The sequence below is a fragment of the Rhizobium leguminosarum bv. viciae genome (assembly GCF_012276115.1).
In the GTDB taxonomy this organism is placed as follows: Bacteria; Pseudomonadota; Alphaproteobacteria; order Rhizobiales; family Rhizobiaceae; genus Rhizobium; species Rhizobium leguminosarum_T.
The window spans coordinates 51,671-73,556 of the sequence record NZ_WIEU01000025.1 but is presented as its reverse complement, the minus strand read 5'-3'; the positions used below and the strand labels follow the sequence as shown (position 1 = coordinate 73,556).

The window sequence follows — 21,886 nt, the reverse complement described above, 5'->3', positions numbered from 1 at the left end:
TCACAGTTCGTTTCGCATTATTACATTGGCTTGCCAATATGGAATTTTTTCTGCAACAAGCAACAAAATGGAAAAACATTGAAAAGTGGCATTCGTACGGGCCGCTGCCACCCTATTTCACCGGATCGATCGGCGGCATGCCGAAGCCGGTGCCAGCGCTGGAGGTTTCTATGGACAGTTCGATGATCGCCGATCGCCGGCGGCTGCGCCGCAAGCTTGGCTTCTGGCGCCTCGTCGCAGTGGCCCTCGTCGTGGCACTTGGTTTCGCCTTCTACCGCTTTGCTCTCGGCGATGCCGGGACGCAGCGCCCGCACATCGCCCATGTGACGATATCCGGGCTGATCGTCGATGACGACGAGCTTCTTGAGCGGCTGAAGAAGGTCGAGACCAGCGACCAGGTGAAGGCAGCGGTGATTTCGATCTCCTCGCCCGGCGGCACGACCTATGGCGGCGAAAAAGTCTTCAAGGCGATCCGTGCGATATCAGCCAAGAAACCTGTCGTCTCCGACGTGCGCACGCTTGCCGCCTCCGCCGGCTACATGATCGCCACCGCCGGCGATACGATCATTGCCGGCGACAGCTCTATTACCGGTTCAATCGGCGTCATCTTTCAGTATCCGCAGATCCAGCCGCTGCTCGACAAAATCGGCGTCTCGCTGCAGGAGATCAAGTCCTCGCCGCTGAAGGCCGAGCCCTCGCCCTTCCACGAGGCGAGCGAGGAAGCCAAGGCGATGATCCGCAATATGGTGGTCGACAGCTATAACTGGTTCGTCGACCTGGTCGCCGACCGGCGCAAGCTGCCGCGCGACGAGGTGTTGAAACTGGCCGACGGCACGATCTTTACCGGCCGTCAGGCACTGAAGGCGAAACTCGTCGATGCAATCGGCGGCGAGGCTGAAATCCGCGCCTATCTGACGTCACGCGGCGTCGACAGCGATCTGCCGATGGTGGACTGGGACAAGAAGAGCAATACGCCCTTTCTGCTCGCTGGGGCTGTTTCTCGGTTGATTACGATCTTCGGTTATGATGATCTCATGAAAACCCAGGATATCAATGGAATCCTGCCCCCAAAGTTGCTTCTTGACGGGCTGCTTTCAGTTTGGCAGGTTGGCCACGATTGATAAGAAATCAATAATTTAAGGGGGCGAAAGTGATCAAGTCCGAATTGGTGCAGATTGTTGCGGCACGCAACCCGCATCTCTATCACCGCGACGTCGAGAATATCGTCAACGCGGTTCTCGACGAGATCACGGATGCACTGGCTGCGGGTAACCGAGTCGAATTGCGCGGCTTTGGCGCCTTTTCGGTCAAGAACCGCCCTTCGCGCTCCGGCCGCAACCCGCGGACCGGCGATACCGTCTTCGTCGAGGAGAAGTGGGTTCCCTTCTTCAAGACCGGCAAGGAGCTGCGCGAGCGGCTTAATCCCGGCCAGGCCGACGAAGAGGATTGAGCCGTCGCTGCCTGCGGCGAAACCGCACTTGAACTCGAGGGCCGTTTTCCTATTCTGGTAGCGCATCGTGCTTTCCGCGTCTTACAAAGATGCGTGGCGCTGCAAGCATGAAACGCGCCCTTCAAAAAGACCGGCGCAATCTGCCGCGTGGAGACCTCAAATGGCCAAGAAGATCGTCAACCTTTTGATTCTGCTGCCGCTCGGCGTCATCCTCATCGTCTTCTGCGTCGCCAACCGGCAGAGCGTCACGCTCGCCTTCAATCCGTTCCGGCCGGAAGACCAGGTGCTTGCAGTTTCCGCGCCCTTCTTCGTCTTCCTGGTCGTCGCGCTGATCACAGGCATGCTGATCGGGGCGGCCGCCACTTGGTTCAGCCAGGGCAAACACCGCAAGCGCGCCCGCACCGAGGCCAAGGAAGCCATCCGCTGGCAAAGCGAGGCCGACCGCCACAAGAACCGCGCCGAGGAAATCGCCGGGCAGCTGCCGGCGCGGTAAAACTGGTCGGTATTCGATTGGCTCGGGTTCGGCGGCCGGCTTTCGGCGGCCGTCAAACCGGAAAAAAGCTCAGTTCCTCATAGTCGCCCTCCGGCGACGCGCCGTTGCCGGTCACGCGGAAACCGTGGGCGAGGTAGAACGCCTTTGCCCGCCGGTTCTTCACCAGGCACTTCAGCCGATACCGGTGCTGCGGCCATTCCGGCAGGGCGTGCAGCAGCGCCGTGCCTGCGCCCTGACCCTGGAATTCCGGTTTTAGGTAGAGCATGTGGATGAAATCGTCCTCCGGCCAAAGCGACAGGAAGCCGGCGACGCTGCCGCTTTCATGCGCGCAGACGAAGACCGTTTCGCCATTGGTATGGGCTGCGAAATCCTGGCGATGGAATTTGCCCGGATCGACCCAGACGAATGTTTCGCGGCGCACGGAAAGGTAAATCTCCGCAAGCACGTCTTGGTCTTCCGCCCGCGGCGGCCTGATGGTCCACATTATGGTGCCGATTTAAACAAACCCTCCGCCCGCGCCAAGCCTAACCGGCCGCCATCTTCGCGACGACGGCGGCATTGAAATCCGAAAAGAACCCTTCGGCGAGCTTCTGCGAGGCCGAATCGAGCAGGCGGGCGCCGAGCTGGGCGAGCCCGCCGCCGAGTTCGGCCTTCGACCGGTAGTGCAGGATCGTCTCGGCGCCCCTTTCCTCAAGCACGATGTCGGCGCTGCCCCTGGCGAAGCCGGCAAGACCGCCCTTGCCTTCGGCCGATAGCGTATAGCTCTTCGGCGCATCGACATTGGAAAGCGTCAGCAGCCCATGGAAGGTGGCAGAGAGCAGGCTGAACTTGACCTTGATCGTCGCCTCGAAGACATCAGGCGACAGCCGCTCGATGCCCTGGCAGCCCGGAATGCAGCCGCGCATGATCTCGGGATCGTTGAGCGCTGCCCAGACGACGTCCCGCGGCGCGGCGATGCGTTCTTCGCCGGTGAAATCCATTCGATGGCCCCATCTTCGATTCGCTCATCTTATCCCAGCGGGAAAGCGCTTTGCCAAGGCGGCACGGGATGTTATCTGCCGGGTTGCGATCTGACACACATCTGACACACATAGGGGATGGGCCGATGAACGACAAACTGAAGCCCTGGAGCGTGACGGCAAGCCGCATCACCTATGAGGATCGCTGGATCCGCGTCCGGAGCGACGATTGCATCACCGCCGATGGAACCGTCGTCGCGCCCTTCCATGTGCTCGACTATCCCGACTGGATCAACGTCATCCCTGTGATGCCCGACGGACGCGTGCTGCTGACGCGGGAATATCGGCATGGCCGCGGCGAAATCGTGCTCGGCCTCGTTGCCGGCGGCCTCGAACCCGGCGACAGCAAGACCCGCGATGCCGCGATGGCGGCGGCCCAGCGCGAACTCCGGGAGGAGACCGGCTATCAAGCCTCGACCTTCGTCAAGCTGCTCACCTCCTATCCGAATGCCGCCAACCACAGCAACGTGGTGACGAGCTGGCTGGCGCTCGGTCTCAGCCGAGCCGGCGAACCGTCTTTCGACCCCGGAGAGAAGGTTGAGCTGCTGTTTGCGGATCTTGCTGCCATCCTCGCCGAGTTGCAGTCCGGCGCGGTCATCATGCAGTCTATGCATGTGGCAGCCCTCTACGCAGCGGAAAGCTGGCTTCGCACACAGGCCTCCGAGAGCTTGAAATAGGCGCCGCGCCGGGAAAACCCTGTCCGCTTGCCCGGGCTGGCCGGCAGCGCAGTTGATCCGCCCCGCTTTTCTGGGCTACTGCATATTCAAAGTGCCGCAGCGCGCTTTGCGCGTTTCAAAAGACGCGCGGGGCCTGCAGCCGACGCAAAGCCGATAAGACACCCCGACAGAGACGCGGAAGAGCACGTTGAAACAGAGAGAAGGCCGGCCGGGCCAGAAGAAAACATCAGGTCCTTCCGGTGAAAGCCGCAGGGACGATAGGGCAGGCCGGCCGCCGAAGCCGGTCGCGCGGCCCGCGGCAACCCGTGAGGTGGTGCGCGAGGCTGCTGTGCCTGCCGCCGTCGCGCGTCCTCTAATGATACGCAGCGGCGAGCGCCCGACCGAGCGCGTGCCCGTCATCCTCGAATCGCTCGGGGCCGGCGACTTCCATCTGATCGACAGCGGCAACGGCGAAAAGCTCGAGCAATACGGCCCTTATCGCATCATCCGCCCGGAAGCCCAGGCGCTGTGGCGGCCTTCTCTGGCGCCCCAAGTCTGGGAAAAGGTCGATGCCGCCTTCACCGGCGACACCGACGAGGAAGGCACCGGCCGCTGGCGCTTCCCGAAGGAGGCACTCGGCGAGACCTGGCCGCTCAACCTGCTCGGCGTCGATTTCCTCGGCCGCTTCACCTCCTTCCGCCATGTCGGCGTCTTCCCCGAACAGATCGTCCACTGGAGCTGGATGAAGGATCAGGTCGAAAAGGCCGGCCGGCCGCTGAAAGTGCTGAACCTCTTCGGTTATACCGGCGTCGCTTCGCTGGTTGCCGCCGCAGCCGGCGCCGAGGTTACCCATGTCGACGCCTCGAAGAAGGCGATCGGCTGGGCGCGGGAGAACCAGGCGCTCGGGCGCATGGAGAAGCTGCCGATCCGCTGGATCTGCGAGGATGCGATGAAATTCATCCTGCGCGAGGAACGCCGGGGCAGCCAGTACGATATCATCCTCACCGACCCGCCGAAATTCGGCCGCGGCCCCAATGGCGAAGTCTGGCATCTCTTCGAGCATCTGCCGTTGATGCTCGATGTCTGCCGCGAGATCCTGTCGCCGAAGGCAGTGGGCCTGGTGCTGACGGCCTATTCGATCCGCGCCAGCTTCTATTCGATCCACGAGCTGATGCGCGAGACGATGCGGGGCGCCGGCGGTGTGGTCGAATCCGGCGAGCTGGTGATTCGCGAAGCCGGCACCGACGGCAAGACGCAGGGCCGCGCGCTTTCCACCTCCCTCTTTTCCCGCTGGGTGCCGAAATGAGCAAGGACTTCCACGATCAGGGACCGCGCAGGGTCGGACAGGTGAAGGAAGTCACTTCGCTCGCCAATCCGATCATCAAGGATATCAAGGCGCTGACGAACAAGAAGTCGCGTGAGGAAAGCGGTACTTTCCTGGCCGAAGGACTGAAGCTCGTCATCGATGCGATCGAACTCGGCTGGGCGATCCGCACGCTGGTCTATGCCAAGGCCGCCAAGGGCAAGCCGCTGGTCGAGCAGATGGCGGCAAAGACCGTCGCCTCGGGCGGGCTGGTGCTCGAGGTCAGCGAAAAGGTGATCGCCTCGATCACCCGCCGCGACAATCCGCAGATGGTCGTCGGCATCTTCGAGCAGCGCTGGACGCCGCTGAAGGGTATCCGACCGAGCGAGGGCGAGACATGGGTGGCGCTCGATCGGGTACGCGACCCCGGCAATCTCGGCACCATCATCCGCACGGCCGATGCGGCAGGCGCTTCCGGCATCATACTTCTCGGAGAAACGACCGATCCCTTCTCGCTCGAAACGGTGCGGGCAACCATGGGCTCGGTCTTTGCCGTTCCGGTGGCGCGGGCGACGCCTGAGGAATTCATCGCCTGGAGGAAATCGGCCGGCGTTTCCGTCGTCGCGACGCATCTTGCCGGCGCGGTCGATTACCGGACGATCGACTACCGGAAAAAGCCCGTCGTGCTGTTGATGGGCAACGAACAATCCGGCCTGCCCGAGCAGCTGGCCAGGGAGGCCGACGCGCTTGCCCGCATTCCGCAGCAGGGCCGCGCCGATTCACTGAACCTCGCCGTCGCCACCGCCGTCATGCTTTTCGAGGCGCGCCGCCATCTCCTCTCACTTGCCGAGGGCAAATGACCGAACAGACGCATGCACGCTCGGCGCTGTTTTCGCGCCCGGCACCGATCCTCTTCTTCATCGTCGTCGCCGTTCTGATCGACCAGGCCGTCAAGATCGCCGTTGATCATTACCTGCCGCTGCAGGAGGCGGTGCCCGTCGTTCCGATGCTGGCGCTCTACCGCACCTATAATCTCGGCGTCGCCTTTTCGATGCTATCAGGCATGGACGGCTGGTTCATCGTCGGCATGCGGCTCATCATCGTCGCCTTCGTCATCTGGCTGTGGTACCGCACGGCGAAGGATCGCTGGATCGCCCATCTCGGTTATGCGCTGATCATCGCCGGCGCGATCGGCAATCTCGTCGACCGCTTCGCCTATGGGCATGTGATCGATTATATTCTTTTCTACACCGAGAGCTGGTCCTTCGCGGTCTTCAATCTCGCCGACAGTTTCATCACCATCGGGGCCGGCTGCGTCATTCTCGACGAGCTGCTTTTGCCGAAAAAAGCCGGCCGCTAAAATCTTATCGAAATCCTGAAGGCATTCGGAACGGGCCTCATGTTAGCCAGATAGCATGCAGAACCTGGGACAGTTGCAGGAAAGATTGTCCGCCGCCTTCGGTGGACCCGCCGCCAAGCCGCTTGAGAAGCGGATGGAGGTCTTTTCCCCACGGCCCATCGCAGCCGCACCCCGGGGCGCCGATGACCCCCAGCGCGGGCCGGCACCGACACGGCGCCTGCTGTTCTACTGGCTTGGCGGCGCCGGGCTTCTTGCCGCAACGATCCTGATGCTGCTTGCCCATGCCGGCGATCCGTTGCTGCTTTCTGGCGGTCTCGTCGTTCTTGGCCTTGCCGTCATCGCCAGTTATGCCCTGCTGTTGGTTCACTCGCGCAGGGCCGGGCAGCGTCCCGGTCAACCCATGCCGGATTGGAACGCCGGCGCAAAGCTGTTCGCCGACGTGCACGACGTGCTCGGCGACATCACAGTTGGCCGCACCATGGACCGGCGCATCATCTCCGCCAACGACACTTTTCGCCGCCTGACCGGGCGGCTGCGTCCGGAAGGACGCACCTGCGAGGAGATCGGGATTGCCTTCCGCCCCGGCCCGGTACCGCATTGCTACGATGTCGAGATTTCGACGCCGGAGGGCCAGCGCATCTTCCTCTGGCGCGATGTCGTCACCCGCGACCCGGCGAACGGCCGCCTGCTGCTGCAGAGCGTTGCCCGCGACGTGACCGACGAGCGGCTGATCGCGCAGGGCCGCGAGGAGGCCCGCCAGAAGGCCGAGTATAACAGCGCCGCCAAGTCGAGGCTGCTTGCCACCGTCAGCCACGAGGTGCGCACGCCGCTTTCCGGCATCCTCGGCATGACGCATCTGATCGCCGAGACGCGGCTGACGCAGGAACAGCAGAACTATCTCGCGAGCATCCGCCAGTCCGGCCATGCATTGACGCAACTCGTCGAGGATCTGCTCGATTTCTCCACCATCGAGGTCGGCCGCTTCGCGCTGCACCCGCGCTCGGAATCGCTGCGCAAGCTTCTGGAAAGCGTCGTCGAGATGCTTGCCCACCGGGCGCATGAAAAGGGTATCGAGATCGGCGCCACCGTATCATCCGACGTGCCCGAAAATATGAGCTTCGACCCGGCGCGGCTGCGCCAGGTTCTGTTCAACGTTATCGGCAACGCCGTGAAGTTCACCCAGGTCGGCGGCGTCTTCATCCGCGTGTCGCTCGACGGCGACGACCTCTCGATCACCGTGACCGACAGCGGTCCCGGCATGACGGCGGAGGAGCAGGCGCGCGTCTTCGGCGAGTTCGAGCAGGGCGGGAGCGTAGCCGACAAGAGCAGCGGCACCGGGCTCGGTCTTGCCATCTCCGCCCGCATCATGCGCGAATTCAACGGCGCGCTGACGGTTGCCAGCGAAATGGGCAGAGGCAGCGAATTCACCATCCGCTTCCCTGTCGATATCGGCAGCGAGCGCCCCGACCGGCGAAATACGCTGCTTGCCGGCAACAGCGTCGTGTTGCTGGCGCCGGCGGGTGCGGCGCGCACTGCCATCGCCGAAACGATCACTGCGCTCGGCGGCCTCTGCCATCTCGTCGGCGACGGCGAGACGGCGCGGGCAACGCTGCTCGAGCTGGCAAAGGGCGGACGGCGGCCGACCGACATCATCATCGACCATCGCATGTCGGCGGAATTTTCCGCCCATCTTGCCGATCGCGCCGAAATCGCCGCACTTGGCCTGCGCAAGGTGCTGCTCGTCAACCCGGAAGAACGCAGCGCGCATCCGCTCGACCTCTTCGATGCCTGGCTGATCCGGCCGCTGCGCGAACAGTCGCTGATCGACGTGCTGCGCGGGCGCATGCGCGGCATGGAGAAGCGCGACGCGCTGAACGACAACCAGCCGGGTTTCGGGCTTTCGGTGGCGGAGACGCTGGTTGCCGCCAGCGGGCTCAGCATCCTGCTCGGCGAAGACGATCCGATCAATGCCATGCTGGTGCGTGTCGTTCTGGAAAAGGGCGGGCATAAGGTGCGCCATGTCGAAGATTTCGAGACACTGCTCGACTGCGCGCTCTGCGAGGCCAATGCCCGGCCCGATATCATCATCAGCGATCTCTCGATGCCCGGCGGCAACGGCATCGACATGCTGGGACGCCTGCGGGGCCACGAGCGGCGGCTCGATCTCGCCCCGGTGCCGGTGATCGTACTGACCGCCGACAAGAGCGACGAATCACGCCGCCAAGTCTTGCTCAACGGCGCCAATCGCGTCATGATAAAGCCGGTCGATCCGGTGCGGCTGCTGACCGAAGTTCAGGCGGTTGCCGCCCTTTCCGCCCGCCGAGCAGAGGCGCGATGAGTGCCTCGGAAACCGGCACGCTTCTTGCGCCTGGAAACTCAAAATGTCACTTTCCTGTCGTAGAGAAGTGTTTTATGGCGTCGATAAGCCGGCAACGGGAGAATCGTCATGTCCGCCATCGACATCCTGAATCGTGACACCACGGCGGAGGCTGCACGGCCCTCGACGGCTGCCGTGCAGAAGGACGGCGATATCCTCGGCCGCATCGGCAATCTGGAGACCCGCCTTGCCCGCACGGCACGCGAGATCGATGCCGCCCAGGCCGTGCGCTACCGCGTCTTCGTCGATGAAATGAAGGCGCAGCTGCCGCTGGACGCCATGCGCCGCCAGCGCGATGTCGACGCCTATGACGCCGTCTGCGATCATCTTCTCGTTCTCGACCGCTCGATCGAGGGCGACCCGGAAGACCAGATCGTCGGCACCTACCGTCTGTTGCGTCAGGATGTCGCTATCGCCAATGGCGGTTTTTACTCGGCTTCCGAATTCGAAATCGACGGCCTTATCGCCAAACATCCGGACAAGCGCTTCATGGAGCTCGGCCGCTCCTGCGTGCTGCCGGAATACCGCACCAAGCGCACCGTCGAGCTGTTGTGGCAGGGCAACTGGGCCTACGCGCTGAAGCACGGCGTCAGCGCCATGTTCGGCTGTGCCTCTTTCCCCGGCGTCTATCTCGAAAGCCACGCGCTGGCGCTGTCCTTCCTCTACCACAATGTGCTGGCGAAAAACGAATGGGCCGTCGGCGCCCTGCCGCATCTGGCCCGCAACATGGACCTGATGCCGGTCGAGGCCATCAACCCGAAGCGGGCGCTGATGGCTCTGCCGCCGCTGATCAAGGGCTATCTGCGCCTCGGTGCGATGGTCGGCTCCCACGCGGTCGTCGATCATGCCTTCAACACGACCGACGTGCTGATTGTGCTGCCGATCTCCAGCATTTCGGACCGCTATCTGAATTATTACGGCGCCGACGCAGGCCGCTTCGCGAGCTAAAAGCCGGGGCCTGTCAATAATTCAAGGTGTTGCGGCGTCCTTTGCGCGTCTGAAGAGCGCGAGGCGCTTCAGAGCATGATGCCGAAAAGTGTGAGCGGTTTTCGGACGACATTGAGCCTAAAATCATCCTGTTCTAGCGAAAAAGGCGGATCGGGCCGGGATAAAGCGCGACCGTCTTGTCCGTCGTCAGCAGCTGAATGCCTTCGACGATCGACTGTGCGACGAGGATCCGGTCGAAGGGGTCGGCATGGATCGCCGGCAACCGATGCACCGCCAGCGTATGCATGACGGTGATCGGCAATTCGCAATAATCGTTGTCGATGAGGGCACGGTAGAAGAGCGGCGGATCGAGATTGAAATCGTCGCGACCGACGGTGTGCTTGGCACTCAGTTCACCAAAGCTTGCCGGGCTGAAGAACAGCTGGTTGAGGGGATCGGCGACCAGCTCCCTCGCAGCACTCGGCAGTTTCGGCGAATCCTGCGCAAGCCAGATCAGCAGCAGCGTGTCGAGAAGGAGCTTCATCGCGGCTCTGAAAACCTTGCGACGTCCCGCAGATCCATGCCGTCGAAATCATCCGGCACTGAGATCCGCCCCCTCAGGAAACCGACACGCCGGATCTGCTGCGCACCGCCGGCATCGAGCGGCACCACCTTGACCAGCGGCTTGCCGGCCTTGGCGATCACGAAGACCTCACCGTTCGCCGCGTTTTCGACGAGCCGCGACAGATGGGTCTTTGCCTCATGGATGTTGATGATTCGCATCTCGGCTTCGGCATCCATAAACTTAGTTCAATCAACTTAGTTTATGGAGTTTGATTTCGCAAGAAACAAAATTCCCGTCGAATCAGTTCATTATCAGCAACTTAGCGTAAATCGCAGCTTATGCGAAGGCGTGTGAGGACAATCCACAAAAATGCTCCGACCGACCGACGCGCGGCCGGCCGGGCACGGAATGCCGTCTCATCTGCGCGGCGAGTTTACGAACCGCCGTAGGCGGCGATCGCCGCCATGTTGACGATGTCGCTGTCCTTGGCGCCCATCGAGGTGATCTGCACCGGCTTGTCGAGACCGACGAGGATCGGGCCGATCACCGTGGAGCCGCCGAGCTCCTGCAGCATCTTGGTCGAGATCGAGGCCGAGTGGAAGGCCGGCATGACGAGCACGTTGGCCGGGCCGGAAAGGCGGCAGAAGGGATATTGCTCCATCACCTTGCGGTTCAGAGCAACGTCGGCCGCCATCTCGCCGTCATATTCGAAATCGACGCGGCGCTTGTCGAGGATCTTCACCGCCTCGCGCACCCGCTCGGAGCGTTCGCCCGAGGGATGGCCGAAGGTGGAATAGGCGAGCATGGCGACACGCGGCGGATAACCCATGCGCCGCGCCAGACCGGCGGCCTCTTCGGCGATATCGGCAAGCTCTTCGGCCGTCGGCATGTCGTGCACCGCCGTATCGGCAACGAAGACCGTGCGACCGCGGCAGAGCGCCAGCGACACGCCGATAACGCGGTGGCCGGGCTTCTCGTCGATGCAGCGACGCACATCTTCGAGCGCCGTCGAATAGTTTCGGGTGATGCCCGTCACCATGCCGTCGGCATCGCCGAGCGCCACCATGGTGGCGGCGAAGTGGTTGCGGTCGTTATGGATCAGCCGCTGGGCGTCGCGGTGGAGATAACCGTGCCGCTGCAGCCGGGCATAGAGATAGTCGATATAGGCCTCGACCCGGGTCGAAAGCCGGGCATTGACGATTTCGAGGCCCGGCCGGTTGAGATCGATGCCGGCACGTTCCGCCGTCGCCCGGATCAGGTCCTCGCGGCCGAGCAGGATGGCGGTGCCGAGCTGCTGGTTGGCGTAGGACATCGCCGCACGCAGGACCTGTTCTTCCTCGGCCTCGGCAAAGACGATGCGCTTCGGACGGCGGCGGACGCGCTCGTAAAGGCTGGCGAGGGTCGAGGCGATCGGATCGCGGCGCGCCGAAAGCTCGCGGGCATAACCGGCCATGTCGGTGATGACCTTGCGGGCGACGCCGCTTTCGATCGCGGCCTGCGCGACCGCCACAGGGATCGCCGAGATCAGCCTGGGATCGAAGGGAACGGGGATAATGTATTGCGACCCGAAACGCGGCCGATTGCCCTGATAGGCGGCAACGACGTCATCGGGCACGTCCTCGCGGGCAAGGTTTGCCAGCGCGTTGACGGCGGCAATCTTCATCGCGTCGTTGATGGTCGAGGCACGCACATCGAGAGCGCCGCGGAAGATATAGGGAAAGCCGAGGACATTGTTGACCTGGTTCGGATAGTCCGAACGGCCGGTCGCCATGATGGCGTCGTCGCGGATGCGGGCCACCTCTTCCGGGGTGATCTCGGGATCGGGATTGGCCATGGCGAAGATGATCGGCCGCTCCGCCATCGAGCGGATCATCTTGGCCGAAAACGCGCCCTTCTGCGACAGGCCGAGAACGACGTCCGCGCCTTTCATCGCCTCTTCCAGCGTGCGCGTGTCGGTCTTTGCCGCATGGGCCGATTTCCACTGGTTCATGCCCTCGGTGCGGCCCTGGTAGATGACGCCCTTGGTATCGCAGAGGATAACGTTGTCAGGCGCAAAACCCATCGCCTTGATGAGTTCGACGCAGGCGATCGCCGCAGCACCCGCACCGTTGCAGACGAGCTTCGTCGTCTTCAGGTCGCGGCCGGTCAGTTCCAGCGCGTTGATCAGGCCGGCGGCGGCGATGATCGCCGTTCCATGCTGGTCGTCATGGAACACCGGAATGTCCATCAGCTCGCGCAGCCGGCTTTCGATCACGAAACAATCCGGCGCCTTGATATCCTCGAGGTTGATGCCGCCGAAGGAAGGACCGAGGAAGCGCACGCAGTTGATGAACTCGTCGACATTTTCGGTATCGATCTCGAGGTCGATGGAATCGACATCGGCAAAGCGTTTGAACAGCACCGCCTTGCCTTCCATGACGGGCTTCGAAGCCAGCGCGCCGAGATTGCCGAGGCCGAGGATCGCCGTGCCGTTGGAAATGACGGCAACCATGTTGCCGCGCGCCGTATAATCATAGGCGGTCTGCGGATCGGCGGCGATCGCCTTGACGGGCACGGCAACACCCGGCGAATAGGCAAGCGAGAGGTCGCGTTGCGTCGCCATCGGCTTGGTCGGGTTGATCTCCAGCTTGCCGGGCCGGCCCGTTGCGTGAAAATCGAGCGCCTCCTGGTCGGTAACCGAGGTCACCAGCCGGTCCTTCTTATCGATATCGGGCATAAATCCTCCAACGTCCTGTGGGCGACGCTTTGCTCTTCCTCAAATGCTGTTGTCATCTATAGCGGCGCGCGGATAGGGTTGGCACCTGTTTTTTTGGGAAAAACTCCACCTCCGTGAACGCACGAATAGACACAGGGAATGAAGCCTTTTCGGCTGCCGAGCTTGCCACGGCGGAAAGCCGTGCCTCGGCGACGCCGATGATGGAGCAATATATCGAGATCAAGGCGAACAATCCGGGTTCGCTTCTGTTCTATCGCATGGGAGATTTCTACGAGCTGTTCTTCGAGGATGCGCTGGAAGCCTCACGCGCGCTCGGCATCACGCTAACGAAGCGCGGCCAGCACATGGGCCAGGATATCCCGATGTGCGGCGTTCCGGTGCATGCGGCCGACGATTATCTGCAGAAGCTGATCTCGCTCGGCTTCCGCGTCGCCGTCTGCGAGCAGATCGAGGATCCGGCCGAAGCGAAGAAACGCGGCGCGAAATCCGTCGTCAAGCGCGACGTCGTCCGCCTCGTCACTCCCGGCACGATCACCGAGGAAAAGCTGCTTTCGCCCTCTGAATCCAATTATCTGATGGCGCTGACCCGCATTCGCGCCAGCGGCGAGGCCTTGCTGGCGCTTGCCTGGATCGATATTTCCACCGGCGTCTTCCGGCTTGCGGAGACCGAGGCCTCGCGACTGCTTGCCGATATCCTGCGCATCGATCCGCGCGAGCTTATCCTGCCCGACACGATCTTTCACGATCCCGAACTCAAGCCGGTCTTCGACGTGCTCGGCCGGACAGCCGTGCCGCAGCCTTCCGTGCTCTTCGACAGCGCCAGCGCCGAAGGCCGGATCGCGCGGTATTTCGGCGTCGCGACGCTCGACGGCTTCGGCACCTTCTCACGCGCCGAGCTGGCGGCGGCGGCCGCCGCCGTCGCCTATGTCGAGAAGACGCAGATTGCCGAGCGGCCGCCGCTTGGAAAGCCGGAACGGGAAAGTGCCGCCTCGACGCTGTTCATCGATCCCGCCACCCGCGCCAATCTCGAACTTGCCCGCACGCTCTCCGGCGATCGCAATGGTTCGCTCTTGAAGGCGATCGACCGCACCGTCACCGGCGGCGGCGCCAGGCTTCTTGCCGAGCGGCTGATGTCGCCGCTGACCGACCCCGCCCGCATCAATGCGCGGCTCGACTCGATCGGCTTCCTGATCGACGAACCCCTGCTCTGCGGCAATCTGCGCGACACGCTGAAACATGTGCCCGACATGCCGCGCGCCCTGTCGCGCCTGGCGCTCGACCGCGGCGGCCCGCGCGATCTCTCAGCGATACGCCAGGGTCTTGACGCGGCGAGCGGAGTTGCGGCGATGCTCGGCGAGGCGATGCTGCCCGAAGAGCTCGGCCAAGCGCTATCCGGGCTGCAGGCGCTTCCCGCGGCCCTGGAGAAGCTGCTTGCCGAGATGCTCGCCGACGAATTGCCGCTGCTGAAACGCGATGGCGGCTTCCTGCGCGACGGCGCCATCGCCGAGCTCGACGAGGTCCGGGCACTGCGCGACCAGTCGCGCCGCGTCATCGCCGGCCTGCAATTGCAATATGCCGAGGAGACCGGCATCCGGTCGCTGAAGATCAAGCACAACAACGTCCTCGGCTATTTTATCGAAGTGACCGCCGGCAATGCCTCGCCGATGACGGAGACGGCGGATGCGAAGGCCCGCTTCATCCACCGCCAGACGATGGCGAACGCAATGCGCTTCACCACGACCGAACTTGCCGACCTCGAAAGCCGCATCGCCAATGCCGCCGACCAGGCCTTGACGATCGAACTCGAAGCCTTCGACAGGATGACGGCGACCGTCGTTGCCGAAGCCGAGGCGATCAAAGCGGGCGCCCGGGCGCTTGCCGTCATCGACGTCGCCGCAGGCTTGGCGCTTCTCGCCGAGGAGCAGGCCTATTGCCGCCCGCAGGTCGACGGCTCGAAGATGTTTGCCATCGAGGGCGGGCGCCATCCGGTCGTCGAGCAGGCGCTGCGGCGGCAGGCGGGCGGCCCCTTTGTCGCCAACAATTGTGATCTGTCGCCAAGGACCGGCGACCGGGACGGGGCGATCTGGCTGCTGACCGGCCCGAACATGGGCGGCAAGTCGACCTTCCTGCGCCAGAACGCGCTGATATCGATCCTGGCGCAGATGGGCTCCTTCGTGCCGGCGACATCAGCCCATATCGGCATCGTCGACCGGCTTTTCTCGCGTGTCGGCGCCTCCGACGACCTGGCGCGCGGACGCTCCACCTTCATGGTCGAGATGGTGGAAACGGCTGCGATCCTCAACCAGGCGAGCGACCGTTCCCTCGTCATTCTCGACGAGATCGGTCGCGGCACCGCCACCTTCGACGGTCTTTCGATCGCCTGGGCCGCCGTCGAGCACCTGCATGAGGCCAATCGCTGCCGCGGCCTCTTCGCCACGCATTTCCACGAGTTGACCGTGCTTTCGGAAAAGCTTGGCCGGCTATCGAACGCGACAATGCGCGTCAAGGAATGGGACGGCGACGTCATCTTCCTGCACGAGGTCGGGCCGGGTGCGGCGGACCGCTCCTACGGCATCCAGGTCGCCCGCCTTGCCGGGCTTCCGGCCTCGGTCGTGGCGCGGGCTCGCGATGTACTGACGCGCTTGGAAGATGCCGACCGTAAGAACCCGGCGAGCCAGCTGATCGACGACCTGCCGCTCTTCCAGGTGGCGGTGCGCCGCGAGGAAACGACTCGCGGACCTTCCAAGGTCGAGGAGGCGCTGAAGGCGATGAGCCTTGACGACATGACGCCGCGCGAGGCCATGGATGCGCTTTACGACCTCAAGAAGAAGCTGAAATAGGAGTAGCGCGCCATGTTCATGGAAAAACTGGTTCGCGAAACCGAGCGCCTCTCGCTCATCTGCTCCATGCTCGATACGATGCGGCGCGCCGATAAGGACCGCAATGCCCGCGGCTGGACGTCGCCGATCGGCATGCTGAAAATCACCCGCTGCTGCGCTGTGATCTCAGAGCTCGGAACCTCGATTGCCAAGGCCGGCTATCGCGAATGCGACAGGCAGGCGCTCGAGGAGATCATGCGCGAGACACGGCAGGTGCTGCATCTGCTGAATGCGCGGGCCGCAGCCTGAGCATTTCGGGAACAGTCCCCGCCTTGCGTCAAAGCGCTCTCGCTTCTTGCCGCTTGGCAACACCATTTCGCCAAATTTAAAGGTTCTTGCAGTATGAAGGCCCGTGTCAATCGCCGGGCAAAGGGGCTATAGCGCATGCAGACGAAACAAGCGGCAGGCCGTGAACCGGCAGTCCGGCATGAACAGGAAACCGCCCCGGCGACAGCGATGCGCGACCTCGATTTCTCCAATATCCTCGACGTCGAGCTCTTGCAGAAGCAGTGTGACGCCGTTGCCGAGGCCAACCGCAACCGGCCCGACGTGCTGCGCGCCGATCTTCTGGCGGTGCTGAAGAAGGCAAGCACCGAAGGCCGGCAGAAGGCGCGCGAGGCCCTTATGGCCGACGGCGGCGGGCTGAATTGCGCCTACCGGATTTCCTGGCTGCAGGACCAGATCACCACCGTCCTCTACAATTTCGCCACCGCCCATATCTTTCCGCAGCAGAAGGACAAGTTCGCGGTCACCGCCGTCGGCGGCTACGGCCGCGACACGCTGGCGCCCGGCTCCGATATCGACCTGCTGTTCCTCTTCCTGCCGAGGCCGGCGGAAGAGACGCACAAGGCGGTCGAATTCATGCTCTACGTGCTCTGGGACATGGGCTTCAAGGTCGGCCACGCCACCCGTACGGTGGAGGAATGCATCGCGCTTTCCAAATCCGACATGACGATCCGCACCGCCATCCTGGAGATGCGCTATATCTGCGGCCTGCAGCGGCTGGAAACCGAGCTCGAGACCCGCTTCGATAAGGAGATCGTCACCGGCACCGGTCCAGAATTCATCGCCGCCAAGCTTGCCGAGCGCGATGAGCGCCACCGCAAGGCGGGCGATACGCGTTATCTCGTCGAACCGAACGTCAAGGAAGGCAAGGGCGGGCTTCGCGACCTGCACACGCTGTTCTGGATCTCGAAATATTACTATCACGTGCGCGACCAGGCGGAGCTGGTCAAGCTCGGGGTGCTCTCCAAGCACGAATACCGCCTGCTTGAAAAAGCCGACGATTTTCTCTGGGCGGTGCGCTGCCACATGCACTTCCTGACCGGCAAGGCCGAGGAGCGCCTGTCCTTCGATATCCAGCGCGAGATCGCCGAAGCCTTCGGCTATCACACCCGCCCGGGCCTTTCGGCCGTCGAGCGATTCATGAAGCACTATTTCCTCGTCGCCAAGGATGTCGGCGATCTCACGCGCATCCTCTGCGCCGCGCTTGAAGACCAGCAGGCGAAGTCGATCCCGGGCCTCACCGGCGTCATCAGCCGCTTCACCCATCGCAACCGCAAGATCGCCGGCAGCGTCGAATTCGTCGAAGACCGCGGCCGCATTGCGCTGGCCGACCCCGAGGTCTTCAAGCGTGATCCTGTCAACATCATCCGACTCTTCCACGTTGCCGACATCAACGGGCTGGAATTCCATCCGGACGCGCTGAAACGCGTTACCCGTTCCCTCGCTTTGATCGACAATGCCTTGCGGGAAAACGACGAGGCCAACCGGCTATTCATGTCGATCCTGACGTCGAAGCGGGATCCGGCGCTCATCCTGCGCCGGATGAACGAGGCCGGCGTGCTCGGCCGCTTCATCCCCGAATTCGGCAAGATCGTCGCGATGATGCAGTTCAACATGTATCACCACTATACGGTCGACGAACATCTGATCCGCACGGTCGACATTCTCTCCGAGATCGACAAGGGGCGCGCCGAGGATCTGCATCCGCTCGCCAACAAGCTGATGCCCGGCATCGAGGATCGCGAGGCGCTTTATGTCGCCGTGCTCCTCCACGACATCGCCAAGGGCCGCCAGGAGGATCATTCGATCGCCGGCGCCCGCGTCGCCCGCAAGCTCTGCGTCCGCTTCGGCCTGTCGCAGAAGCAGACGGAAATCGTCGTCTGGCTGATCGAAGAACATCTGACCATGTCGATGGTGGCGCAGACCCGCGACCTCACCGACCGCAAGACAATCACCGATTTCGCCGACCGCGTGCAGTCGCTCGACCGGCTGAAGATGCTGTTGATCCTGACGATCTGCGATATCCGCGCCGTCGGTCCGGGTGTGTGGAACGGCTGGAAGGGACAGCTTCTGCGCACGCTCTATTATGAAACCGAGCTGCTGCTCGCCGGCGGCTTTTCGGAGGTCTCCCGCAAGGAGCGGGCCAATGCCGCTGCCGAGGCGCTGCATTCGGCGCTCGCCGACTGGAGCCAGAAGAACCGCAATACCTATACCAAGCTGCACTACCAGCCCTATCTGCTCTCCGTGCCGCTGGAAGACCAGATCCGCCACGCCCATTTCATCCGCCAGACGGATAGAGCGGGCCAGGCGCTTGCCACCACGGTGCGCACCGACAGCTTCCACGCGATTACCGAAATCACCGTGCTGTCGCCCGACCATCCGCGGCTGCTCGCCGTCATTGCCGGCGCCTGTGCTGCGGCCGGCGCCAACATCGTCGACGCCCAGATCTTCACGACATCGGACGGGCGGGCGCTCGACACGATCCATGTCAGCCGTGAATTCACCGACGATGCCGACGAGCTGCGGCGGGCGGCGACGATCGGACGGATGATCGAGGACGTGCTGTCCGGCCGCAAGCGCCTGCCCGAGGTCATCGCCACGCGCGCGCGCAACCGCAAGAAGAGCAAGGCCTTCGTCATTCCGCCGTCGGTCAACATCACCAACAGCCTGTCGAACAAGTTCACGGTCATCGAAGTCGAATGCCTCGACCGGCCGGGGCTGCTGTCAGAGATCACCGCCGTACTTTCCGATCTGTCGCTCGACATCCAGTCGGCCCGCATCACCACCTTCGGCGAGAAGGTGATCGACACCTTCTACGTCACCGATCTGGTCGGCCAGAAAATTTCCGGCGACAGCAAGCGCGCCAACATCACCGCCCGGATGAAGGCCGTCATGGCCGAGGAAGAAGACGAGCTGCGCGAGCGCATGCCCTCCGGCATCATCGCACCCGCCGCCACCGCCCGGACCCCGCCTGCCAGCGAAAAAAAGGCCGGTTCCCCCATATGAGCTTGAACGCATGAGTCCCCACGCATGAGCCCAAACGCATGAGCCTCGTCAAGAAATTCGCGACCGTCGGCGGCGCCACCCTCGGCAGCCGCATCTTCGGCTTCGCCCGTGAAACGCTGATGGCTGCGGCGCTCGGAACCGGACCAATGGCCGACGTCTTCTACGCCGCCTTCCGCTTTCCGAATCTCTTCCGCCGGCTGTTTGCCGAGGGCGCCTTCAACGCCGCCTTCGTGCCGCTCTTTGCCAAGGAGATCGAGGCGAACGGCACGGATGGCGCCAAGCGCTTTTCGGAAGAAGTGTTCGGCGTCTTGTTTTCGGTGCTGCTTCTCATCACCATCGTGATGGAGCTTGCCATGCCGCTCCTGGTGCGCTTCGTCATCGCGCCGGGCTTTGCCGACGATCCCGAAAAGTTCTCGATCACCATCCGCATGGCGGCGGTGATGTTTCCCTATCTGATGTGCATGTCGCTGACGGCGATGATGAGCGGCATGCTGAATTCGCTGCATCATTTTTTCGCCGCCGCCATCGCGCCCGTCTTCCTCAACGTGGTGATGATCGGGGCGCTGCTTTATGCGCTTTACACCGGCGCCGACCCGCTGGCGACGGCCTGGTATCTCTCCTGGGGCGTGCTTGCCGCCGGCGTCCTGCAGCTTGCCGTCGTCTATGTCGGCGTGCTTGCGGCCGGCATGAGCATCGGCTTCCGCTTCCCGAAGATGACTGCGAATGTCAAGCGGCTGCTGATCCTGGCGGTGCCGGCGGCGGTGACCGGCGGCATCACCCAGATCAACCAGCTGATCGGCCAGGCGATTGCGTCGTCCCGCGACGGCGCGATCGCAGCACTGCAATATGCCGATCGCATCTATCAGCTGCCGCTCGGCGTCGTCGGCGTCGCCGTCGGCGTCGTGCTGCTGCCGGAGCTTGCCCGGGCGCTGAAGGGCGGCAACCTGCGCGAGGCCGGAAACCTGCAGAACCGCTCGATCGAATTCGTGCTGTTCCTGACGATCCCCGCCGCTTTCGCGCTCTGGATCCTCTCCGACGAGATCATCCGCGTGCTCTATGAGCGCGGCGCCTTTCATCAGGAAAACACCGCCGTCGTCGGCTCGATCCTGGCGATTTACGGCATCGGCCTGCCGGCCTTCGTGCTGATCAAGGCGCTGCAGCCCGGCTTCTATGCCCGCGAAGACACCAAGACGCCGATGCGCTTTTCGGCCATCGCGGTTGCGACCAACTGCGCCACGGCGCTGACCCTCTTCCCCTATATGGGCGCGCCCGGCATCGCCGTTGCCGAGGCCACGGCCGGCTGGATCAGCACCGTGCTGCTGTTTGCCACGCTTTTGCGCCGTGGCCACCTGACATGGGAATGGGCGCTGGCAAAGCGCACCACCCTGCTGATCGTCGCTGCGGCCGTCATGGGCGCCGCCATCGTCTTCCTCAAGCAATATTGGGCGCCATGGCTTGCTTCCGGCGCGCCGCTCCTTACCAAGGTCGGCACCCTCGGGCTGCTGATTGCGATCGCCATGCTGATCTATTTCGCCGCCGCCTTCCTGGTCGGCGGGGCAAATCTCGGCATGATCCGACGCAATCTGAACCGCAAGCCGGCGAAGACGGAAGGGTGAGTTTATTCGCCTCGATTTCGAAGTTGCGTCAGGATGGAAGCGCAGACGAAATCGAGGTTGTTTTCGACTTCATCGTTCCAAAAGCGAAGGATACGGAAGCCTTCAGCCTTGAAGCAATCGTCGCGAACTGTATCGGCTGCGTTCTCCGCGTGCTGCGAGCCGTCGACTTCGATGATGATTTTAGCTTCGAAGCAAACAAAATCGAGAATGTAGCGCCCCAGAGGCACCTGTCGTTTGAACTTGAAACCTTCGAGTTTCCGATCTCGAATGACCTGCCACAACATATTTTCCGCGCGCGTCGAATCCTTCCGCATCGCCTTGGCGCGGCTTCGGTTGATCGGCGGCGGTATGTGGCGCATCGCGTCCCTCCCTGCGTCGCGCTCGAGGATAGGGTATGATCCCCTCACCTGCAATTTCTAACACTTAGCTGAAGCTAAGATGTTGAAATTGCTTCCTCTCCCACAGCGGGAGAGGGGAATCGCGGCGCTCGCCTCGAAATACCTCTCCCCCTGTGGGAGAGGATACAAAATCAAGATCTTAGCCGAAGGCTAAGTCTTAGATTTTGTTGGTGAGCGGGTAGTTTCGGTGCGTGTCGACGCCTCCGCATTGCCTTACCCCGCGCTACGAGCCTTGCCTGTTCAATTGGCCAATATCATGATGGCTGCAATGGGTGGGATAAACAGAATGGGAAAACGCCGGCCGGATGGATCCTTTAGCAATCCACCCAGCGCCTCTGTGGTCCGACGTCGACATGGATGATGCCGTTGCAATAGCTGCCGATGCCGCCGATGCCCGGCGCGCTTCTTGCGGCAGCAATGATGGTGCGCTCCGACAGGCCGGGTATCCTGAAATCGGCCGCCAGACATTTCTCGTGCAGGGACCCATGGCGGCGGGGATGCGGCCTGTGGCCCGAGGTTATCACCGGGCGTCGGCCGGTCTTCGCAGCAATATGCGATAGGATCGTTCGCAGGCGCCCTGGAAAGCAGCCGGCACGAACGCTGACGGTCTGGACCGTGTAGGCGAGACGTGCCTGATGTTTTGGAAGATGAGCGGCGTGCCTTTTCATGTCTTGACCGACGGCACCCGTTGCTGATTGTAGGGCGAAAAGGCCTGCCATGGCGAGCAAAATTGCGTTCTGCATGGTCGCTCCGATCGGCTATCCAGCGACCCCAACGGCGCCAGCACCAGGCGCAGGATTTTCGGTTCAAAAAAAGCTTTTTTGTGAAATTTTATA

20 protein-coding genes are annotated in these 21,886 nt (G+C 62.9%); 13 read left to right on the top strand and 7 right to left on the bottom strand.

Annotated features, from left to right (window positions below):
* Positions 1-170 precede the first annotated feature (170 nt).
* The 3 genes from sppA to GFM02_RS29920 all read left to right on the top strand — a co-directional run bounded on the left by sppA (position 171) and on the right by GFM02_RS29920 (position 1,943).
* Complete coding sequence (sppA, locus tag GFM02_RS29930; RefSeq protein ID WP_168323658.1) at positions 171-1,121, top strand: signal peptide peptidase SppA; 951 nt, start codon at positions 171-173, stop codon at positions 1,119-1,121.
* 29 nt (positions 1,122-1,150) lie between these two features.
* Positions 1,151-1,450: an integration host factor subunit beta gene (locus tag GFM02_RS29925; RefSeq protein WP_003544934.1), complete on the top strand. Its 300-nt coding sequence runs from the start codon at positions 1,151-1,153 to the stop codon at positions 1,448-1,450.
* A gap of 160 nt (positions 1,451-1,610) precedes the next feature.
* The gene (locus tag GFM02_RS29920; RefSeq protein ID WP_017958728.1) at positions 1,611-1,943 is read left to right on the top strand and encodes a LapA family protein; all 333 of its coding nucleotides are present in this window, start codon (positions 1,611-1,613) and stop codon (positions 1,941-1,943) included.
* A 52-nt stretch (positions 1,944-1,995) separates the two neighbouring features.
* Here the strand turns inward: GFM02_RS29920 and GFM02_RS29915 are convergent, their stop codons facing one another.
* Positions 1,996-2,430, bottom strand: a complete 435-nt coding sequence (locus GFM02_RS29915; RefSeq protein ID WP_168268307.1) for a GNAT family N-acetyltransferase — start codon at positions 2,428-2,430, stop codon at positions 1,996-1,998.
* A gap of 37 nt (positions 2,431-2,467) precedes the next feature.
* Positions 2,468-2,923 (bottom strand): SRPBCC family protein, encoded by a 456-nt coding sequence (locus tag GFM02_RS29910; protein ID WP_168267698.1) that lies wholly within the window; start codon positions 2,921-2,923, stop codon positions 2,468-2,470.
* Between the two features lie 68 nt (positions 2,924-2,991).
* On the opposite strand from GFM02_RS29910, the gene GFM02_RS29905 reads away from it, so the two are divergent.
* The 6 genes from GFM02_RS29905 to GFM02_RS29880 all read left to right on the top strand — a co-directional run bounded on the left by GFM02_RS29905 (position 2,992) and on the right by GFM02_RS29880 (position 9,606).
* Positions 2,992-3,639, top strand: a complete 648-nt coding sequence (locus GFM02_RS29905; RefSeq protein ID WP_168323657.1) for an NUDIX hydrolase — start codon at positions 2,992-2,994, stop codon at positions 3,637-3,639.
* A 187-nt stretch (positions 3,640-3,826) separates the two neighbouring features.
* On the top strand, positions 3,827-4,924 hold the full coding sequence (locus tag GFM02_RS29900) for a class I SAM-dependent methyltransferase (RefSeq protein ID WP_168323656.1): 1,098 nt from the start codon (positions 3,827-3,829) through the stop codon (positions 4,922-4,924).
* Complete coding sequence (locus GFM02_RS29895) at positions 4,921-5,781, top strand: TrmH family RNA methyltransferase (RefSeq protein WP_025392911.1); 861 nt, start codon at positions 4,921-4,923, stop codon at positions 5,779-5,781. Before GFM02_RS29900 ends, GFM02_RS29895 begins: the two co-directional genes overlap by 4 nt.
* Complete coding sequence (lspA, locus tag GFM02_RS29890) at positions 5,778-6,281, top strand: signal peptidase II (RefSeq protein ID WP_168323655.1); 504 nt, start codon at positions 5,778-5,780, stop codon at positions 6,279-6,281. Before GFM02_RS29895 ends, lspA begins: the two co-directional genes overlap by 4 nt.
* 55 nt (positions 6,282-6,336) lie before the next feature.
* Complete coding sequence (locus GFM02_RS29885) at positions 6,337-8,619, top strand: PAS domain-containing hybrid sensor histidine kinase/response regulator (protein ID WP_168323654.1); 2,283 nt, start codon at positions 6,337-6,339, stop codon at positions 8,617-8,619.
* A gap of 108 nt (positions 8,620-8,727) precedes the next feature.
* Complete coding sequence (locus tag GFM02_RS29880; protein ID WP_168323653.1) at positions 8,728-9,606, top strand: GNAT family N-acetyltransferase; 879 nt, start codon at positions 8,728-8,730, stop codon at positions 9,604-9,606.
* 133 nt (positions 9,607-9,739) lie between these two features.
* On the opposite strand, the gene GFM02_RS29875 is transcribed toward GFM02_RS29880, so the two are convergent.
* The 3 genes from GFM02_RS29875 to GFM02_RS29865 form a co-directional block, all read right to left on the bottom strand.
* On the bottom strand, positions 9,740-10,129 hold the full coding sequence (locus GFM02_RS29875; protein ID WP_168267711.1) for a type II toxin-antitoxin system VapC family toxin: 390 nt from the start codon (positions 10,127-10,129) through the stop codon (positions 9,740-9,742).
* A complete protein-coding gene (locus GFM02_RS29870; RefSeq protein ID WP_168267713.1) occupies positions 10,126-10,368 on the bottom strand; it encodes a type II toxin-antitoxin system Phd/YefM family antitoxin in 243 nt (80 codons plus the stop codon). Before GFM02_RS29870 ends, GFM02_RS29875 begins: the two co-directional genes overlap by 4 nt.
* 215 nt (positions 10,369-10,583) lie before the next feature.
* Positions 10,584-12,866: an NADP-dependent malic enzyme gene (locus GFM02_RS29865; RefSeq protein ID WP_168267715.1), complete on the bottom strand. Its 2,283-nt coding sequence runs from the start codon at positions 12,864-12,866 to the stop codon at positions 10,584-10,586.
* Between the two features lie 113 nt (positions 12,867-12,979).
* On the opposite strand from GFM02_RS29865, the gene mutS reads away from it, so the two are divergent.
* From mutS to murJ, 4 genes are all read left to right on the top strand, one after another.
* Positions 12,980-15,706 (top strand): DNA mismatch repair protein MutS, encoded by a 2,727-nt coding sequence (gene mutS / locus GFM02_RS29860; RefSeq protein WP_168323652.1) that lies wholly within the window; start codon positions 12,980-12,982, stop codon positions 15,704-15,706.
* Between the two features lie 12 nt (positions 15,707-15,718).
* The gene (locus GFM02_RS29855) at positions 15,719-15,994 is read left to right on the top strand and encodes a hypothetical protein (protein ID WP_017958713.1); all 276 of its coding nucleotides are present in this window, start codon (positions 15,719-15,721) and stop codon (positions 15,992-15,994) included.
* Positions 15,995-16,129: 135 nt separating this feature from the next.
* Positions 16,130-19,036, top strand: a complete 2,907-nt coding sequence (locus GFM02_RS29850; protein ID WP_168323651.1) for a [protein-PII] uridylyltransferase — start codon at positions 16,130-16,132, stop codon at positions 19,034-19,036.
* Positions 19,037-19,074: 38 nt separating this feature from the next.
* Positions 19,075-20,652, top strand: coding sequence for a murein biosynthesis integral membrane protein MurJ (gene murJ, locus GFM02_RS29845; protein WP_168323650.1), 1,578 nt, complete (start codon positions 19,075-19,077; stop codon positions 20,650-20,652).
* Between the two features lie 2 nt (positions 20,653-20,654).
* On the opposite strand, the gene GFM02_RS29840 is transcribed toward murJ, so the two are convergent.
* Positions 20,655-21,011, bottom strand: a complete 357-nt coding sequence (locus tag GFM02_RS29840; protein ID WP_168323675.1) for an endonuclease domain-containing protein — start codon at positions 21,009-21,011, stop codon at positions 20,655-20,657.
* Positions 21,012-21,364: 353 nt separating this feature from the next.
* Complete coding sequence (locus GFM02_RS29835) at positions 21,365-21,793, bottom strand: YcbK family protein (RefSeq protein WP_168323649.1); 429 nt, start codon at positions 21,791-21,793, stop codon at positions 21,365-21,367.
* Positions 21,794-21,886 lie beyond the last annotated feature (93 nt).

Bases quoted from the DNA above. Each gene is read 5' to 3' on its own strand.
- sppA (WP_168323658.1), top strand. From the start codon at position 171: ATGGACAGTTCGATGATCGCCGATCGCCGGCGGCTGCGCCGCAAGCTT.
- GFM02_RS29920 (WP_017958728.1), top strand. From the start codon at position 1,611: ATGGCCAAGAAGATCGTCAACCTTTTGATTCTGCTGCCGCTCGGCGTC.
- GFM02_RS29910 (WP_168267698.1), bottom strand. From the start codon at position 2,923: ATGGATTTCACCGGCGAAGAACGCATCGCCGCGCCGCGGGACGTCGTC.
- GFM02_RS29905 (WP_168323657.1), top strand. From the start codon at position 2,992: ATGTTATCTGCCGGGTTGCGATCTGACACACATCTGACACACATAGGG.
- GFM02_RS29895 (WP_025392911.1), top strand. From the start codon at position 4,921: ATGAGCAAGGACTTCCACGATCAGGGACCGCGCAGGGTCGGACAGGTG.
- lspA (WP_168323655.1), top strand. From the start codon at position 5,778: ATGACCGAACAGACGCATGCACGCTCGGCGCTGTTTTCGCGCCCGGCA.
- GFM02_RS29885 (WP_168323654.1), top strand. From the start codon at position 6,337: ATGCAGAACCTGGGACAGTTGCAGGAAAGATTGTCCGCCGCCTTCGGT.
- GFM02_RS29880 (WP_168323653.1), top strand. From the start codon at position 8,728: ATGTCCGCCATCGACATCCTGAATCGTGACACCACGGCGGAGGCTGCA.
- GFM02_RS29875 (WP_168267711.1), bottom strand. From the start codon at position 10,129: ATGAAGCTCCTTCTCGACACGCTGCTGCTGATCTGGCTTGCGCAGGAT.
- GFM02_RS29870 (WP_168267713.1), bottom strand. From the start codon at position 10,368: ATGCGAATCATCAACATCCATGAGGCAAAGACCCATCTGTCGCGGCTC.
- GFM02_RS29865 (WP_168267715.1), bottom strand. From the start codon at position 12,866: ATGCCCGATATCGATAAGAAGGACCGGCTGGTGACCTCGGTTACCGAC.
- GFM02_RS29855 (WP_017958713.1), top strand. From the start codon at position 15,719: ATGTTCATGGAAAAACTGGTTCGCGAAACCGAGCGCCTCTCGCTCATC.
- GFM02_RS29850 (WP_168323651.1), top strand. From the start codon at position 16,130: ATGCAGACGAAACAAGCGGCAGGCCGTGAACCGGCAGTCCGGCATGAA.
- murJ (WP_168323650.1), top strand. From the start codon at position 19,075: ATGAGCCTCGTCAAGAAATTCGCGACCGTCGGCGGCGCCACCCTCGGC.
- GFM02_RS29840 (WP_168323675.1), bottom strand. From the start codon at position 21,011: ATGCGCCACATACCGCCGCCGATCAACCGAAGCCGCGCCAAGGCGATG.
- GFM02_RS29835 (WP_168323649.1), bottom strand. From the start codon at position 21,793: ATGCAGAACGCAATTTTGCTCGCCATGGCAGGCCTTTTCGCCCTACAA.